Below are 15685 nucleotides of genomic sequence, written 5' to 3'. Positions count from 1 at the left end.
GGAGAGAGCCGATGCGCAGAATCCTCGGCGGCGCCACCGTGATCGCCGTCCTCCTCGGTGCCGCCCCGGCCGCCGCCGTGGCGAGCCCGGACGTTCCGTCCGCCGACCGGCTCTCCTGGACGGCCCGGCACCTCGGCCGGCAGGCGCTGCCCGCGCGGGACGGCTGGGCGGCCGACGGACCGGGCACCACCGGCGGCTCGGCGGCCACCCCCGAGCGGAGCCGGGTGGTCCACAACCGGGCCGAACTCGTCGCCGCGTTGGGTGGCGACAACGCCAGCAACGCCGCCGACGCCACCCCGAAGCTGATCTACGTCGACGGCACCATCGACGGCTTCGAAGGGCCGGACGGCACCGCCCTGGACTGCGCCGACCTGGCCGACCCGGGGTACCGGTTGGACGCCTACCTGGCCGCGTACGACCCGGCGGTGTGGGGTCGGGTGGCGCCGAGTGGGCCGCTGGAGGAGGCGCGGGTGCGTTCGGTGGCCAACCAGACCCGGCAGACCCAGATCAACGTCGGCCCGAACACCACCATCGTCGGGCTGCGCGGCGCCCGGCTGACCGGGCTCACCCTCATGATCGACCGGGCGTCGAACGTGATCGTCCGTAACCTCACCCTCGTCGACGCCCGGGACTGCTTCCCGGCCTGGTCACCGACCGACGGCGAGGCCGGCAACTGGAACAGCCAGTACGACCAGATCTCGGTACGCCGCAGCGAGAACGTCTGGGTCGACCACAACACCTTCACCGACGGCGACAACCCGGACAGCGCCCAGCCGGTGTACTTCGGTCGGCCCTACCAGGTGCATGACGGGTCGCTGGACGTCACCCACACCGCCAGCCTGGTCACCGCCTCCTGGAACCGCTTCTCCGGTCGGGACAAGCTGCTGTTGATCGGATCGTCCAACACCGTGGGCCCGGACGTGGGCCGGCTGCGGGTCACCCTGCACCACAACCTCTTCGACGGTGTCGTGCAACGGCTGCCCCGGGTCCGTTTCGGGCAGGTCGACGTCTACAACAACCACTACCGGCTCGGTGGGGACGACTTTCAGTACGCGCTCGGCGTGGGTGTCCAGTCGGCGATCTACGCGCAGAACAACTTCTTCACACTGGACGCGCCGGTCGACCCGGCCGACCTGCTCTACGACTGGGGTGGCACCGCGGTGACCGAGCGGGGTTCCTGGGTGCGCCAGGGCGGTGGCGTGGCGCGACCGGTCGACCTGCTGGCGGCGTACAACGCGACCCATGACCCCGACCTCGCCGCGGACGCGGGCTGGACGCCCACCCTGCGCCGCGACCCCGTCCTGCCCGCACCGCTGGTCCCCGTCCTGGTGGGCCCGCTCGCCGGCGCCGACCGGCTGCCCATCTGAGCGGCTCGGCGCGCGGGCGACTCGCGGTCGGGTCGGCGACTTAGGGGCTCATCGATGCGGAGAAGATCGGCTATAAGTGACGCATGGAATTCCCGCCGCACCTGGGCAGCATGCCGATGCACGCGATCACCGAGATCCACGGCGAACCTGGCCTGCTGGAACGTTTCCGGTTGGAGGTCCAGCAGTTCGACGACGCTGCCCGGACGCGGCTGACCGCCGCGCTCGACCTCGCCGCCGACCTGCACCGCGACGATCGACGCGTCCGCGAGCCGTACCTCAACCACCTGCTGCGGGTGGCGATCCGGTTGATGCACCACTACCAGGTGCGGGACGTGGACGTGATCGTCGCCGGCCTGCTGCACGACGCTGTCGAGGACCATCCGGCGGAGCTGGCCGACGGTGACCCGGGGGCCGACCCGACCGGGGCCGCGCTGGCCGCGCTCGCCGCGCGGTTCGGGCCACGGGTGGCCACCCTGGTCGCCGCGGTCACCAATCCGGTGTACGACCCCGAGCGGGACCGCAACGCGCAGTACCGGGAGCACCTGGCGGTCAGCCTGGAGCGCGAGCCCTGGGCCCGGGTGATCAAGGTATCGGACTTCACCGACAACGGGGTTGGCGTGATCCACACGGTGGGGCCGAAGGTGATCTCGTCGGCCCGGAAGTACCGTCCGCTGGTGCCGCTCTTCCGGGACCTGATCGGCCGACCCGACACCCCGTTGTCGCTGGCGGTGAAGCGGCACATCTTCGGCCAGCTCGACCTGGCCGAGGAGCGGTTCAGCGCCATCCTGGACCAGCCCGCGCCGAACTGACCCGTCCCCTGATCACCCGACCGGGTTCCGTGACAAGTTCTCAGGTCTACCGGGAAGCCTCGGGCATTACGGTTGGTTTGCGCCAGATGAGCGGTATATCCCCTCGTGGTTCATCTTTCGGGCGCGCCACCAATCGAGAGGATTTGGATCATGCGCGACCTTTCCCGTCGGGATCTGCTCAGAGCCACAGCCGTCGGCGCCGGAGCGGTCGCTATCCCGAGCGTGATCGCTGGCAGCTCGGCGAACGCGGCCGATGGTCCCGGGTGGCCCGCGGACACGAAGTACCCACCGGCGCAGCTGACCGGCCGTGTCGTCCGACCGCAGAGCCCCGACTACGCGCAGGCCAGCCTCGGCTGGGACGAGCTGTTCGTGCACTATCCGCTGGTCATCGTCTTCGCCCAGGAGACCCAGGACGTGGTCAACGCGCTCACCTGGGCGCGGCAGCACGACGTCGCGCTGCGGGTACGCAGTGGCCGGCACAACCTGGAAGGCTGGTCGAACGTCGACAACGGCATCGTGATCGACGTCAGTGAGCTGAAGGACGTCCACATCGACACCGCCAGCCGCACGGCGAAGCTCGGCGCGGGGCTCAACCAGTCGGAGGCGGTGACCGCCCTCGGGGAGCACGACCTCGCCGCGACGACCGGCACGGAGGGGACCGTGGGCCTCTCCGGGGCCACCCTCGGCGGCGGCTTCGGCTTCCTCACCCGCTACCTCGGGATGGCCTGCGACAACCTGATCGGCGCGGAGATCGTCGTGGCGGCGGGCGCCGACGGGGCGAAGGTGCTCGAGGTGGACCCGTGGAATTACCCGGACCTGCTCTGGGCGCTGCGCGGCGCGGGCAACGGCAACTTCGGGATCGTCACCTCGCTGACCTACCAGGTCGCTCCGCTGACCAGCGTCGCCTACCTGCAGGTGACCTGGCCCGGTCTCGGAGACCTGCACGAGGTCTTCGACGCCTGGCAACGCCTCGCACCGTTCACCGACCCCCGGCTCGGCAGCCAGGTCGAGGTCCACCCGGATGAGATCCTGCTGTTCGCGGTGCTCGCGGAGGGTTCCGAGGCAGAGGCCAGGAAGCTGCTGGCGCCGATCCTGTCGATCGGCAACCCCACTGTCACCGTGCAGACCGGCGGCTGGGGCGACGTCTACGCCGGCTTCCAGATCCCCAACGAGGACGAGCCGGCGAAGTGGAAGTTCTTCTCCCAGTTCACCCGGGAACCGTTCCCGGAGAAGGCGGTCAGCATCGTCCAGGCGTTCATGGAGAAGGCGCCCTCGCCCGACAGCAACTTCTTCACCCAGGCCTTCGGCCGCGGGGCGCAGCGGCAGGAGCCGTTCGGCGGCGCGGCCTTCCCGCACCGCGACGCGCTCTTCTACTCCGAGCCCGGCGTCGGCTGGGGCACCCGAGGCGAACCCGACAGCGACGACGCCGTCACCCCGATCGCGCAGACCTGGATCGCCGAGTTCAGCCAGGCGCTGCGCCCCTATGTGGACGGCGCCTACGTCAACGTGCCGAACATCGGCATGGCCGAGTGGGAGAAGGCCTACTGGGGGCGCAACTTCCCCCGACTGCGCAAGATCAAGGCGAAGTACGACCCGCACAACGTCTTCCAGTACGAGCAGAGCATCCCGCCCGCGACGCACTGACCGGCCTCATCGCGCCCCGCTCGGCTCACCTCACCTCATGCGCGTCCTTTGCTCTGCACCCATGGGCGCACCCACTACGGACGGTGACTGTCGCCTCCGTGGGTGCAGAGCAAAGGACAAAGGAGAGGTGTCCGGGGGCGACGCCCAACTTCCGGCCGAGGTCGGCGCGGAACAGCTCGAACCGGCGTACCGCCTCGTTGATGTTCCGTTCGGCCAGGTGCACGGCGGTCAACGCCACCTGAACCGCTTCGCCGTACCGGCCCTGCGTGGTGAGCCGCTCGGCGAGCGCCCCCAGCGCTTAGCCCAGGTTTGCCCTCCAGCACGGGCGGCGGCGCGGGGCGGTGTCGCTGACGCGCGACATACCTCAGAGTCATATTTGTACCTCTGGGTCATATCGCTCAGCCGACCATGCGCCTCCAGACGCCGTCACCCACGGTGAGACGCCGTCGACTCTGCGAATGACAGCCGGCCCACCGCGAGGCGGGAGAGTCGGCGGGAGGTGCGATCAGAAGGGCGAGACCTCGCCGAGGACGACGCGCAGCGGGTGGGGCGCGGTGGTGGCGAGGTCGCCAAGCACGGTGAGCAGCAGGGCGTACTGCTCGGCCGGCTCGTCGACGAGCAACTGACCGGCGTCGCTGACTACCAGGGTAAGCGGTCCGGCGTCCAGCCGATCCCGGAGCGCGTCGGCGAGGGCGTCCCAGGTGTGTCCGAGGTGGGTCGGCAGGGCCAGCGCGTCGGCCAGCGCGGCGAAGAGCGCGGGCCGGGTCCGGGTGGCCGCACCGCGCAGCACCACGGCGTCCGGCACCTCCTGCGCGCCGGCACGGGACACCGTCAACCAGTCCGGCCATCGCCTGTCGTCATGGTCGGCCATCACGTGCCTCCTGGTCCTGGCGGGCACCGAAACCGCGTGGTCGGCCGGCCGCGAAGACACGACCGGCCGACGCCCGGGCCGGTCAGAGCCGGTAGAAGTCGGTGTAGTGGTTGGGCGAGAACCAGGTGACCCCGGTGCTGCGGTTCACCACGATCCGGTACGCGTCCCGGGCGGCGCCCTGGGTTCGCGGGTAGACGTCGTACTCGTAGTAGGTGGCGTTGGTGGGCAGTTGACCCTCGTAGTTGTAGAACTGGCCACCGGCGAAATTGGACTTCCCGCCGCTCCAGGAGTACCAGCCACGGCTGGTCGGGAACCCCTTGGCGGACCAGCCCGAGCGGGCGGTGCGGGCGTCCGCGCAGCGGCTCATGGTGCAGGAGCTGTAGACCGCCGCCGACGCCGGGTCGGTCAACCGGGGGGCGACCACGGACGCGCCGACCAGCGCGGCGGCGACCATGGCGAGGAGCAGGGCGACGCTGGTGGTACGCCGGCGGATCGCGCCGAGCGTGGCCAGCGGGGACACGAGGGTGGACACAGGCTGCCTCCAGACCATCCAATCCATCGATCCGCGTGATTGTCGGACCAGGACCAGTCTCACCGTTGCCGGTCGACGGCGACAGCCCTTGCCGCCCCAACGTCGCCACAATGCTCGGTGAACCCCGGACGACCCTCTCCCCTCCGGAGGCCCGGCCCCCCTCGTACCCCCGGGCCCGAATGGGTGTGACCGCTTCGCTGCGGCGTCACGTCGGCGTGGCGGCGGCCAGATCGGTTACCCGTTGTTAGCGTGGGACGCGAATCCGTGACCAGGGAGGGGTGGTATGTCCGACGCCCCCGACGGCAGGCCGAGACCGGCGGAGCCGCGGCGGCACTGGGCAATCCGCGGCCTCACCGCCACCCGCGACACGAGCGTCCGCAGTTGGCGGTGGTGGGCGCGAAACTGGGATCGACTGGTGGCGGCCCTCCAGGACGAGGAGCCGGTCGGATTGGCCGCGCCCGCGACGCCGTCCGGCCCGCTCGTCGAGCAGCGCACCGCGCCCCGGCAGATCGTGGTGCCCGCCCAGGGTTACGTGTACTCCTTCCACATCCGCGCGACGTTCGCCTGGTCGTCGACGGTCAGCCTGCGCGCCGAGGTGCTGACCTGGTACGCCGACTACTTCATGCCGCAGGCGATCCAGCGCCTGACCCGGCTCGCAGCCGACACCGCCCGGGAGTTGGCCCCCCACCGTGCGGCGGAGCTGGAGATGCACCTGCAACAGACGCTCGCCGCGCAGGGCCCCTGGCGCTACCAGCGGGGCGACCTTGAGGTCAGCTGCGCGCCGGACGTCGCCGTCCGGCTCGACGAGCACATCAGGCGAGCCGTTCAGCCACAGATCGACCGGCTGGTCACCCTCGAATGCCGCCTCGAAGAGCACCTGCGGCAGGCGCGGTACGCCGAAGAGCTCAGCCGCCAGTGGGTGGCGATCCTGGACGACCACCTGGCGGTGGCCGGCGGCGACCCGGACCTGGCCGCCGCGCGCCAGCACATGCTCAGCAGACAGCGCGACGCCGTCCGGTGGATCGACGAACTGCTGGCCCAGCGCCGCCGCCCGCAGCAGGGTCAGTTCGCCTCGCCGACCGTCGCACCCCGACCAAGTGGCCTCGACACCGGTGGTGACCTGCCGGGTTGAGGCCGCCCAGCGAGCAGGCTCGTTACCTCGGCTCCCGCATCCAGGTCTTCGGGTCGGTCACGAAGATGCCCTTGCCCTGATGCCTCCGGATCACCCGCAACGCTTCCAGACGGACGTAGACCATTTGGATTGTTGATGAACTGACGTCGAAGCGATCAGACATGTCAGCGATCGAGGGCAGCTTGTCCCCCGGCTTGACCTTCCCGCTGCGCAGGTCCCCGATGATCTCGTCCGAGATCCGGATGTAGTCCGGTGTCTGTGGCATGGCACTCCTTGCGTGGCACGCCAATTTGATCACGACACGCACCGGCGAGACAACTATGCGTTGCGACCGACAACTTAGGCATATATGGTTATGTAAGAGCTGCTCCTCGCGTGGCAACGAGTTCGGCTCATCCCCTGGTCGAGGCGGGTGCGTGTGCCCGTCCCGACCCACCGGACTGCTCTGCTGTCGTACCGCCGAATGGGGCTGCGGCGGCGGAGCGGGCGGGTCGCCCGCGGCCCTCGAGCGGACGGCCCGCCCTTCCCGACCCACCGCACGGACCTTCCGCGCTCCCGCCTGCCCTCAGAGAGGACCGCCGTGGCTCAGGTGTATCGAGGTGGCCAGCCCTACCCCGCCGGCTACCCAGGCCGGTTGACGCCGCACGAGGTGCGGACCCGCGAGTTCGCCACGTGTCGGCGCGGCGTCGACCCCGATGAGGTACGCGAGTTCCAGGCCCGGGTGGCCGACGAGCTGGCCATGACCAACGAGACGGTACGGCTGCTGAGCCAGGAGAACGACCGGATCAAGCGGGCGCTGCGCGACTGGCAGACCATGCACGCCCGGGAGTGCCCGCCGGCCCAGGAGCAGAGCCGCAACTCCGGCCACTGGTGACCACGCGCCCCTCGCCCGGCGACCTGCTCGTCATCGACGGCCGAGCATCGGTGCAGTTCGCCGGGGATCGCGCGCTGACCTTCCGCGTCGTCTCGGTCTGCGACCAGCCGACGTACGAGGGTTGGGTCTGGTTGACCGGCTACGTCCTCAACCGCCGAGGTAACGCGACAGCCAGACGCGAGGTCTTCGTCCAACTCGCCGGCCTTCGCCGCGCTCCGGCACCCGCTGCGTCAACTCCGGGCAGGGTGCGTCTCGCTGGGCCTACCCGCCGAAGCTCAGCGCCTGCCGCAGATCCGCGTCCAGGCTCTCCTGGTACTGCGGATCGGGCTCGGCCCCGGCAGCACTGAGGACGGTGCTGAAGAAGCATCTGGCGCCAACGGTGAGGATCACGCGGAAGATGTCCGTGTCATCGAGACCGTGAGCGCGCAGGTCCTCAACGTCGGCCTCGGTGACGGAGTTCGCATCCGCCGCGACCTTGCCGGCGAAGTTGACGACGGCGACCTCCTGCGCGGAGAGACCGGCGCTGCCGTGGTCCGACGCGATGGCGGCGACAGTCGGCGCGTCGAAGAACTTGTCGCGCAGAAACTTCCCATGTGCCAGACCGCAGTAGGAGGACTTGAGGGCCCGGGCCGCGGCGAGGGTCGCCAACTCATAGCGGCGCAGCTCCATCCCGTCCTTCACCGCGCCGTTGAGCTGCTGCCACGCCAGGTACACCGCCGGGTTGTGGGCGAACAACCTGGTGTAGTTGGGCAGGTAGCCCATCGCCTTTGTGTCGGTGTCGAACATCCGCTCGGTGTCCGGGGACCGCTCTGCCTGCCGTAGGAAACTCATCCGGCTCCTCCCTGTTCGGACCCGGACGGTACGCCGTTGGGGCTGCGGACGCTGTCGGGAAAACGGCCGTGCGCGGAGGGTCGAACGCTGCCCGCGCTGAGCGCGGTCTCCAACGTCGGCTTCGGGGCATTCCCGTCCGACCTTCTATCACGGCCTACCCGCTGGCGGTGCTGCCTGCCGACCGTTTCCGTTCATCTCGGAAGCCTCAGGAGTCGCGGTCGCCTCGTCCCGGAGGATGTCGTCGAGAAGCTTGATGATCTCTGCGGCCTCGTGCTCTTCCAAGGGCTGCCCGACTCGGCCGCTACGGCGCAGGGCTTCCTCCAGTAGGGCCGCCAGACGCTCGACGTTTGACCGTTCCTCCTTGAGGACGAATTGGTCGAGGACGTTGGCAAGCTCCTGGTCGGTGAGGCGGAGGGCCGCGGGCGCCAGTGGGCTCAGGCGTAGGCGATCGATCAGAGCGACCCAGCGTTGAGTCAGCTGGTCGGTCAGTTGGATCCGCCGAATCCGCAGCTCGTGTTCGCTCTCTTCCCGGAGCCGCTGCAGGTGGACGTGCCGGAGTTCTGCCTTCACGTCCTCGTCGAGCTTCACCCGCACCTCTGGCCTGCAGTGCAATACGACACCCTGACGCTCATAACGTCGACGAGCTCGAGAGAGCTCACGGTTGAGCTGAATCTCCAGGGCGCCTGCCTGGTGAGGATGGAAATGTCGAGCGAGGTCCGCCGCCTTGTGTTCGACGTCGCGACGGGCGAGGTCCGCGAACTGCAGTGACCATGCGCCGAGCTGATCCTCCCTCAAACCTTCCGAGTACCAGGTAAGAGCCACGTGTATTTCGAACGAGAAAACATGACCCCGAGCTGGCACGATGACCGGCCTGGGGTGGCGGCGGCGTTGGGTGAGGTCGGGTGCCGGCGGTCGGTCCCAATAGCTGAACGCCGCTCGAAAATGGGTCAGCAGGCGGCGAACGGGGCCGGCGCCCTGGGGAGGTTCAGATTGGGGAGGAATCTGGTTATCGGCGGTCACAGTGGCTCCTGGATCAGGCGAGGGAAGTGGATGTCGTTGGGGCCTTGGAGAGCCAGTAGTTCAGCCGGGAGCGGATCGCGGGTTCAGCGGCAAGCCTCATCGCGAGCGCTCGGACCGGCTCCCTGAGCCGTGCGTCGCTGGCGCCACTGCGTAACCAAGCCGCGAGGCGCCGCCACGCGGCGACGGAGCATCCGGGATCGAGGAGTACGACTCGCCACAGCGTGGCCACCCGATCGACCATGGATGGCTGGGCCTCCAGGAGAGCCACGAGCTGATCAACTCGCTCGGTGAGTGGCTCCTCCAGCCAGTTCAGGAAGGCGAGGGTGGCACCAGCGCGGAGAGTCACGCCGTCGCTTTCGAGCCACCAGGAAAGGACGTTGATCGTCCATGCGCTGCCATACTTTCGAGACAGATTATCGATCGCGTCCGTGACGGTCCAGATGGACGACGCGTTGGCATTTGCTGCCACGGCAGTGAGGGCGCGTGCGGTCTGGAAGGGGTGCCGTGGCGTGTAGCCCATCCCCCACACCATCGCTGCGGTGTCTCGTTCGAACGCCGACCTGGAGTGGGCGAGCCATTCGAGCTTCTTACCCACGTCTGCCCTGACCTGAGAGCTCACCGTCAAGCCAACCGGCACCGCACCGTCGAGGTTTGCGGCGGAAGCCATGGCGGCTGCGGCTGCCTTCCGCCTCCCGCGCCTTCGATCCCTCGCCCATCGCCGAATCACCTCCTCGTAGACCTGCTCAAAGTCATGAGTGGCAAAGATCGCGGCGGCGACGGCGGCGCAGTTGCTGAACCCTGGGGCGGGATGGGCGGCGAGTTCGTCGATCCATTCGATGAGGGCCGGACGGGTGTTGTCGAAATCGTTCCAGGCAACGTCGAGGATCGCCCTCACCATCTCGGGCTTTATATGGGCCACTCTCGCCTTCGTATGCGGAGACTCTCCCTCCATGGCTCTGTCGTGCCAGTCAGCTCCGAGTTCCTGACCCAGCAGGGCCGGCATGTCGTTGAGCAGGGCGGGTCGGCCGATGGCCGGCTCATTGAAGAGTCGATCGAGTTTTCCGAGCAGCAGACCAGCACCCTCTGAAACCCGCGCCATGGATTGTCCAGCGAACACAGCGTAGGCGATCCGCAGCGCTCGTCTATGTTGTGCGGGTCTGTTCTGAAAAACCGGTGCTTTGTCGTCGGGCAGCAAGAGGATCTGCCGCGCCTTATCGCGGTACCGCTTGTTCTCAGATGGCAGCAGCGCAACGAAACCATGAGCGTCTGCCGGGAGTTCACGCGCGATCGTTTCCGCGTGCAGGACGCACTCACCCGGTCTCGTCAGCAGATCAATTAACCTGCTCACCTCTGGTGTGATCATCTGGACCGTGTACGCTCTCCCGCAACTGCGATCACAATCGATGCAGTTGCCAACGCATTTCTCTCTGAGGTAATACAAGAGATGCTGACGGAAGACCTCTACGCGCGAGACTGATGAGTGGTGGAACACCTCCGCCCGATGGAGGGACGCCTCGGACTCCTCCGTGTCACGAATTATGACCCCGCTACATTCGTTCTCGTGAAACGCCGCCTCGATAGATCGGACGGCGCTCCGGACCTGCCGACCGCCAACCTTGATGATGTAACCAACACCCTTCTCCAGAAAATCGGGCTGCTCACGGATCAATCGGACGTCGTCCAATCCGGGAGGCATCACGATCTCCATGACCTCGTCGGATCCAATATGCTCTGCGAGAGCGACGCAGGCGACCGTCGAACGACCGCTGCCCACTGGTCCAGCAAGTCCCACTACTGGGTAACGACGCAACCGATCCTGCAACTCACCGAAGTGGGCTGGGCGCACGAAGGTGTGACGCCTCGCGGTCAGGTCGCTGATTCGGTCGGCGAAGAACCTCGGCTTCGAGTTGCCCTGCCCTAGATTCAGATTTCCGATGACCGTCGCCCGATCGCCGAACGCACTGGGACCAGCGTTGCTCAAGTCCTCGATCCGGAACCCACTGCCCCTGCGTGACGTGAAGGAGCGAAGGGTGGGATTAGCGCGAATGAAATCGTCGGGCGAGTCGCGATCATCATTCCGCTCGTCGGATACATCTGTCGGGCCTTCCGAATCGCGATGGCCTCTGTCATCCGAGTTCGCCTCGCGCTGCGTACCCTGCTCTGGAACAGCTCGCGACTCCGCTGAATCTGGGCTCTGCGGCGCAGCCGGCGCAGCCGAATCGGCGGCTGGCTCGACCGCCGGCGCACCCGCCTGCACCGCCCCTGTTGCGGACTCCGGGCTCACTGTCGCCCCTGCCGATGAGCTTGTGCATCCCCCGTGCCCCACGCTCGGCCATGGTCACCGAAGACGCTCGGACCGTGGTTGACTACCGAGCCGAAGGCGAATCGGCTGCCACTCGTCGGCTCGGCCCCGGCTCGCTCGGTTCCGCCCAGGTCAGTCCGAGGGGCTGGTGTCGAGGCGTCGACAGATGCGATTGGCGCCGCGTTGACGTTCTCATCGGGAATGAAGATCCAGGCCTCATCGCCGAACGACTTGACGCGAACGCTGACCCGACCGTAACGCTCCTTCCGTATCCCGCTGTACGACTGGCTCACCACGTCCTGATAGATCGTTGAAGACACAATCATCGCTACCGCCGCCTCGGGGAACGAGGCTAACGCCTCCTTCAGCGCGGGCGCCTCCACCAGGCGAGCCGCAGTCACCACTGCTGATCCGGCGTAACCGTTCTCGGTCCTCGTCACAAGTCCCTGATGGAACGCGACCCGCATCCGCACCTGCGCATGCGCGCCGGCATCGCGATTGTGGTCGCGGAGGATCCGGTCGATGGCGGGTACGAGGTCGGCAACAAGCCGAGGCTCGGGCGTCCCGAGGGGAAAGAGCGCGAGTTCCCCATCCCCGGATGATTGGATCTCCCAGCCGTCCCGGTCCAGGCCGCACTGCTCGGCCGCCCTTCGCATGAGCGGGCGGAAGTTCATCTGGGCGTTGATCTGGCCGGCGTCGTCGTGCCGGCTGTAGCTCTCCATGTCGACGAACATGATCAATCTGCGGTCTGGCTGCAGCGTTGCCATTTTGCCTCCGCACGCTCGGCGCTCCTGGTCATGTCACTTATAGCGATGGCCAGCCGTGGGAAACCCGTCGAAGTACGGGTTGTCAGGAAGTAGCTGAGCATGTGTCGGATACGCGAGATCCCATATTCCTACGGACGTCGACGGCACCCCGTTGCCTTCACTGGATGCATGACCACCTCATCGCGCCATGTGAAACACCGCCGGTCCGACATGGAGGTAGATCGGGCACTCGCCGCGACCCGACTACACCAGGACGCCATCCGACACGCCGATGCCAAGATCTCTCGGCTGTTCGCCTTCCACGGCTCGGTGGTGGCGCTCATTGTCAGCAAGGCGCCCGCGGTCTTCCACCTCATGGATTCCCCCGTCCTGTCCATCGTCGTCTCCGGGGTTGGCTCGCTCTTCGTGATCACTCTTCTGATCGCGGCGCGACACCTCGCCATCGGCTTCCGACCACAGACGTCCGGCCCCCGCTCGCCCAACAGGTTCGGGTTCCCAGCGCAGCCGACCGCCCGCATCGAGCCGCCACGCCTCGACGCGGGTCGGGAGGCCATCGAAGCATGGTCTCTGGCAACAGTTCTCGCGAACATCGCACTCAGGAAGCACCGGCGGGTGCAGGCGGCTGTGCCATGGAGCGTGGTGGCGAGTTGCGCCGCCGCAGTTTGGCTGGCCATTGCCCTGATGAGCGATTGAAAGAGGCAGTGCGGGCCTTCTCCCAGGATCCGCAATCAGAAATACTTGCATCCGTTGACTGCCCGTGCCTCATCCGACATGAGCAGGGTTGCCCGCCGACGAACGGGGTGCTGAGGTGCGACGCGACTACGAGCAGCCGCCGACTAGCCTTCGCTGGCCTCCTGGCACGCTGCTCGCGTGTCTCAGCCCGAAGACAAGAGCCAGCCTTCTCACGTTGGGAACAACCGTCTCGGTTAAAGCCGGGGACCACATCTTGCGGGAGGGAACCACCGGTAATCACTTGGTACTGCTCAGGGAAGCCGTAACAAAGGTAACCGTCAACATGGCAGATGGCCGTCAAACGCTCTTGGCGATCCGGGTCTCCGGTGACCTGGTCGGCGAAATCTCCGCGCTCAATGACACCCCACGGACGGCGACGGTCACGACGTGCGGTGCGGGATTGGTCACCGTCATCTACAAGCGAGAGTGGTATCCATTTCTACACGACCAGCCGGAGGCGGCGCTTGCCCTGGCGAGGACCACCGCGGCGCGCTTCCGGTGGGCGAACCGCCGCCGAGTCGACTTCACCGCCTACCCGGCAAAGATCCGCCTGGCACGCGTTCTGGCCGAGCTCTCGACGGCGCACGGTGAGCCCATCAGCGACGGACGCACCGTCGGTGTGGCGCTGACTCAGCCGGAGTTGGCGTCACTCTGCGGTGCTGCGGAGCCTACGGTCGAGAAGGCCCTCCGCGAACTGCGGCACGCGGGAGTCATTCGGACCGGCTACCGGCAGATCGTCGTTCACGATCTGGCGCAGCTGCAACGTGTCGGCCACCTGGGAGACAGCGGTCCACACTGGTCTGCAGGTGCCAACTGACCCCCGTGCGGCTCACCGACACCGGCCAACCCGAGCTGCCGAGCGGTCGATCATCCGGTCCAGCCGAACCGCCACCTCACCCTGCCGACTGGGGCGCGCCTCCCTCGTGCTCGCCGGTTGAGGCCGCCAGGGCGACGTTCACATCCGCTACAGGCTGTTGACGGCCTGGGAGACGCGCAGCACGGCGTCGGCGACGGCGGTCACCGTTCCGGCGCCTGCCAGCAGGGCCGGTAGCAGGCCGCGGATGCCCTCCACGTTGGGGCGGGGCTCGGCGGCGTACGCCGCAGCCGTGCTCGCCAACTGGGTCAGCCGTTCGGCCTCACGAACCTCCGTCCGGTGCTTCGCGATCTCGTCGACCAGGGCAGCGACGAGCCCGGAAAGGTCCGAGCCTCGACTGAAATCGTTGCTCCGGTTGTGCACCTGCGCGTGGTCACCGAAGACGTTCGCCTCACCGTTGATGTCGCCGCTGAAGTTGAACTGACTCACTGACTCGTCCTTCCGGGTCGCCCGCTGACCGGGTCTGCGGGACACCAACCGATCAGTCCGTCTGGTCGTCGCGATCGACATTCGTCACGCGTCCGTGGCTTCCGAAGATGTTGCCCCGGCCGGACACCTCTCCGATGTTGGTGATGTTGTTGATGATCCGCTGCTTTCCGGCGGCTATCTCGGACGTGTCGATGCCCTTGTCCGTCAGGAACGCGACCAGACAGTCGATCACTCCGCGCTGCATCCGCAACAGACAGTCGCGCACATCGGCGACTTCGAAATAGCTCTCGATGCTCGTGCTGGCCGCGAGTTCCCGGGCGCTGAACGGCGCCCCGTAGTCGTAGCGTCGCCCCTCCTGGAGCGCCTCGTAGTGCTGCTGCGTCCGCTCCTCGTGCGCCTCGGCCAGGTCGATGCCCCGGTCCGAGCGCAGGAACAGCTGGGCAAGGTAGGTGCGCCACGCCGCGAGGGCGAGGGCCGAGGTGGTCGAGCGCCCGTGAAGCGGGCTCAGATCCTCCCCGAACAGGCCGTAGAAGCCGGTGGCGGGCGCGGAGTCGCGACGGACGGGCGGCAGCACGAAGGCGGCGAACTCGCAGGACAGAATGCCCTGGTCGAGGGTGTAGCGGGCGAAGAGGGTGACGACGATCTGGCCACCGACGAGGCTCTTCGCCAGACACACGTACGTCCTGGCCTGCTCCCCCGGCGCGTCGCTGCCCAGATCAACCCAGGAGGTCTCCAGTCGGGACGGCGGGCGCACCTCGTCGGGATGGAACAGGCCCTCACAATCCGGCAGCACGTCCCCCCGCACGTAGATCCGCTTGGTGACCTCGATGTCGCTGAGCCCGAGCCGTGACCGGGCGAGCCGGATCAGATCGTCGTGCAGGTCGCGGATGGAGAAGGTCGCGGGTGGCCGCGTACCGTCTTGATGCTTTTCTCGACCGCGGGTGACGTCGATGGGTGGCAGGGCCCAGCGGCCGATCTCGGTGCCGCTGCCGACGAACGGGTTGTCCGCGGCAACCTCGAAGACGATCATGTTGGCGTCCTGCAGGGCGGCGAGCTCGTCCTCCAGCTCGGACTCGACCTCTGGCGCCTGGGCGGCCAGCGCCTCCTCCTCCGCCATGGCGCCGATCGCCGCCGCGCGGGTCTCCTGGAGGCTGAGGAAGGTGGTGCGCCAGCCGACCCCGCACGCCACCGCGATGAGCGGCAGCGTGAGCAGCGCCGTCACCGGCCCGTCACGCCAGAGGAGCAGGATGCCCAGCCCGACCAGACCGAGTAGCGCGTAACGCGTCATCGCGACCGCGTCGTACAGCCTCCGCCAATGGGCGTCGGCGGCCTGGGCGTGGCGCACCAGCGCGACCGCGTCCACCCCGAAAGAGGGACACCATGCCTTCGGGTTGTCGAGGCTGTACAGCAGCAACACCTGTGCCGCCAGCGGCGGACGCAGATGCATGGCGCAGCACATCTGCCGGCTGGCCAGGTCCTTCGGCACCGAGGGCAGCGTCGA

16 protein-coding genes are annotated in these 15685 nt (G+C 67.8%); 7 read left to right on the top strand and 9 right to left on the bottom strand.

The window, feature by feature from the left end; all coding sequences use genetic code 11:
- The first annotated feature begins 11 nt into the window (after nt 1-11).
- From KBX26_RS19365 to KBX26_RS19355, 3 genes are all read left to right on the top strand, one after another.
- The gene (locus KBX26_RS19365; RefSeq protein WP_210866063.1) at nt 12-1367 is read left to right on the top strand and encodes a polysaccharide lyase family 1 protein; all 1356 of its coding nucleotides are present in this window, start codon (nt 12-14) and stop codon (nt 1365-1367) included.
- An 83-nt stretch (nt 1368-1450) separates the two neighbouring features.
- Nucleotides 1451-2176, top strand: coding sequence for an HD domain-containing protein (locus KBX26_RS19360; RefSeq protein WP_030327477.1), 726 nt, complete (start codon nt 1451-1453; stop codon nt 2174-2176).
- Between the two features lie 150 nt (nt 2177-2326).
- Nucleotides 2327-3820: an FAD-binding oxidoreductase gene (locus tag KBX26_RS19355; protein WP_030327476.1), complete on the top strand. Its 1494-nt coding sequence runs from the start codon at nt 2327-2329 to the stop codon at nt 3818-3820.
- 505 nt (nt 3821-4325) lie between these two features.
- Here the strand turns inward: KBX26_RS19355 and KBX26_RS19350 are convergent.
- A complete protein-coding gene (locus KBX26_RS19350) occupies nt 4326-4691 on the bottom strand; it encodes a barstar family protein (protein ID WP_051708073.1) in 366 nt (121 codons plus the stop codon).
- A gap of 82 nt (nt 4692-4773) precedes the next feature.
- Nucleotides 4774-5223 (bottom strand): ribonuclease domain-containing protein, encoded by a 450-nt coding sequence (locus tag KBX26_RS19345; RefSeq protein ID WP_374224314.1) that lies wholly within the window; start codon nt 5221-5223, stop codon nt 4774-4776.
- A gap of 415 nt (nt 5224-5638) precedes the next feature.
- On the opposite strand from KBX26_RS19345, the gene KBX26_RS19340 reads away from it, so the two are divergent.
- A complete protein-coding gene (locus tag KBX26_RS19340) occupies nt 5639-6355 on the top strand; it encodes a hypothetical protein (protein ID WP_210866062.1) in 717 nt (238 codons plus the stop codon).
- A 22-nt stretch (nt 6356-6377) separates the two neighbouring features.
- Here KBX26_RS19340 and KBX26_RS19335 read toward each other — a convergent pair whose 3' ends face one another.
- A complete protein-coding gene (locus tag KBX26_RS19335; RefSeq protein ID WP_030327471.1) occupies nt 6378-6620 on the bottom strand; it encodes a winged helix-turn-helix domain-containing protein in 243 nt (80 codons plus the stop codon).
- Between the two features lie 315 nt (nt 6621-6935).
- On the opposite strand from KBX26_RS19335, the gene KBX26_RS32430 reads away from it, so the two are divergent.
- The gene (locus tag KBX26_RS32430) at nt 6936-7229 is read left to right on the top strand and encodes a DivIVA domain-containing protein (protein ID WP_307857857.1); all 294 of its coding nucleotides are present in this window, start codon (nt 6936-6938) and stop codon (nt 7227-7229) included.
- Between the two features lie 261 nt (nt 7230-7490).
- On the opposite strand, the gene KBX26_RS19325 is transcribed toward KBX26_RS32430, so the two are convergent.
- From KBX26_RS19325 to KBX26_RS19310, 4 genes are all read right to left on the bottom strand, one after another.
- A complete protein-coding gene (locus tag KBX26_RS19325) occupies nt 7491-8060 on the bottom strand; it encodes a carboxymuconolactone decarboxylase family protein (protein WP_247680831.1) in 570 nt (189 codons plus the stop codon).
- Between the two features lie 147 nt (nt 8061-8207).
- A complete protein-coding gene (locus tag KBX26_RS19320; protein WP_210866060.1) occupies nt 8208-9080 on the bottom strand; it encodes a hypothetical protein in 873 nt (290 codons plus the stop codon).
- 13 nt (nt 9081-9093) lie between these two features.
- Nucleotides 9094-10788, bottom strand: coding sequence for a hypothetical protein (locus KBX26_RS19315; RefSeq protein WP_210866059.1), 1695 nt, complete (start codon nt 10786-10788; stop codon nt 9094-9096).
- Nucleotides 10789-11360: 572 nt separating this feature from the next.
- The gene (locus tag KBX26_RS19310; RefSeq protein WP_210857911.1) at nt 11361-12149 is read right to left on the bottom strand and encodes a hypothetical protein; all 789 of its coding nucleotides are present in this window, start codon (nt 12147-12149) and stop codon (nt 11361-11363) included.
- Nucleotides 12150-12317: 168 nt separating this feature from the next.
- Between KBX26_RS19310 and KBX26_RS19305 the strand changes: the two genes are divergently transcribed.
- Nucleotides 12318-12842: a hypothetical protein gene (locus tag KBX26_RS19305; protein ID WP_210857910.1), complete on the top strand. Its 525-nt coding sequence runs from the start codon at nt 12318-12320 to the stop codon at nt 12840-12842.
- Nucleotides 12843-13056: 214 nt separating this feature from the next.
- Nucleotides 13057-13698, top strand: a complete 642-nt coding sequence (locus KBX26_RS19300; RefSeq protein WP_247680830.1) for a Crp/Fnr family transcriptional regulator — start codon at nt 13057-13059, stop codon at nt 13696-13698.
- 147 nt (nt 13699-13845) lie between these two features.
- Here the strand turns inward: KBX26_RS19300 and KBX26_RS19295 are convergent, their stop codons facing one another.
- Complete coding sequence (locus KBX26_RS19295) at nt 13846-14184, bottom strand: hypothetical protein (RefSeq protein ID WP_210857908.1); 339 nt, start codon at nt 14182-14184, stop codon at nt 13846-13848.
- A 52-nt stretch (nt 14185-14236) separates the two neighbouring features.
- Nucleotides 14237-15670: a hypothetical protein gene (locus tag KBX26_RS19290; protein WP_210857907.1), complete on the bottom strand. Its 1434-nt coding sequence runs from the start codon at nt 15668-15670 to the stop codon at nt 14237-14239.
- Nucleotides 15671-15685 lie beyond the last annotated feature (15 nt).

It is taken from the genome of Micromonospora sp. C97 (genome assembly GCF_018070385.1).
In the GTDB taxonomy this organism is placed as follows: domain Bacteria; phylum Actinomycetota; class Actinomycetes; order Mycobacteriales; family Micromonosporaceae; genus Micromonospora; species Micromonospora parva.
The sequence above is the reverse complement of the archived record's forward strand: the minus strand, read 5'-3'. Positions and strand labels throughout refer to the sequence as shown.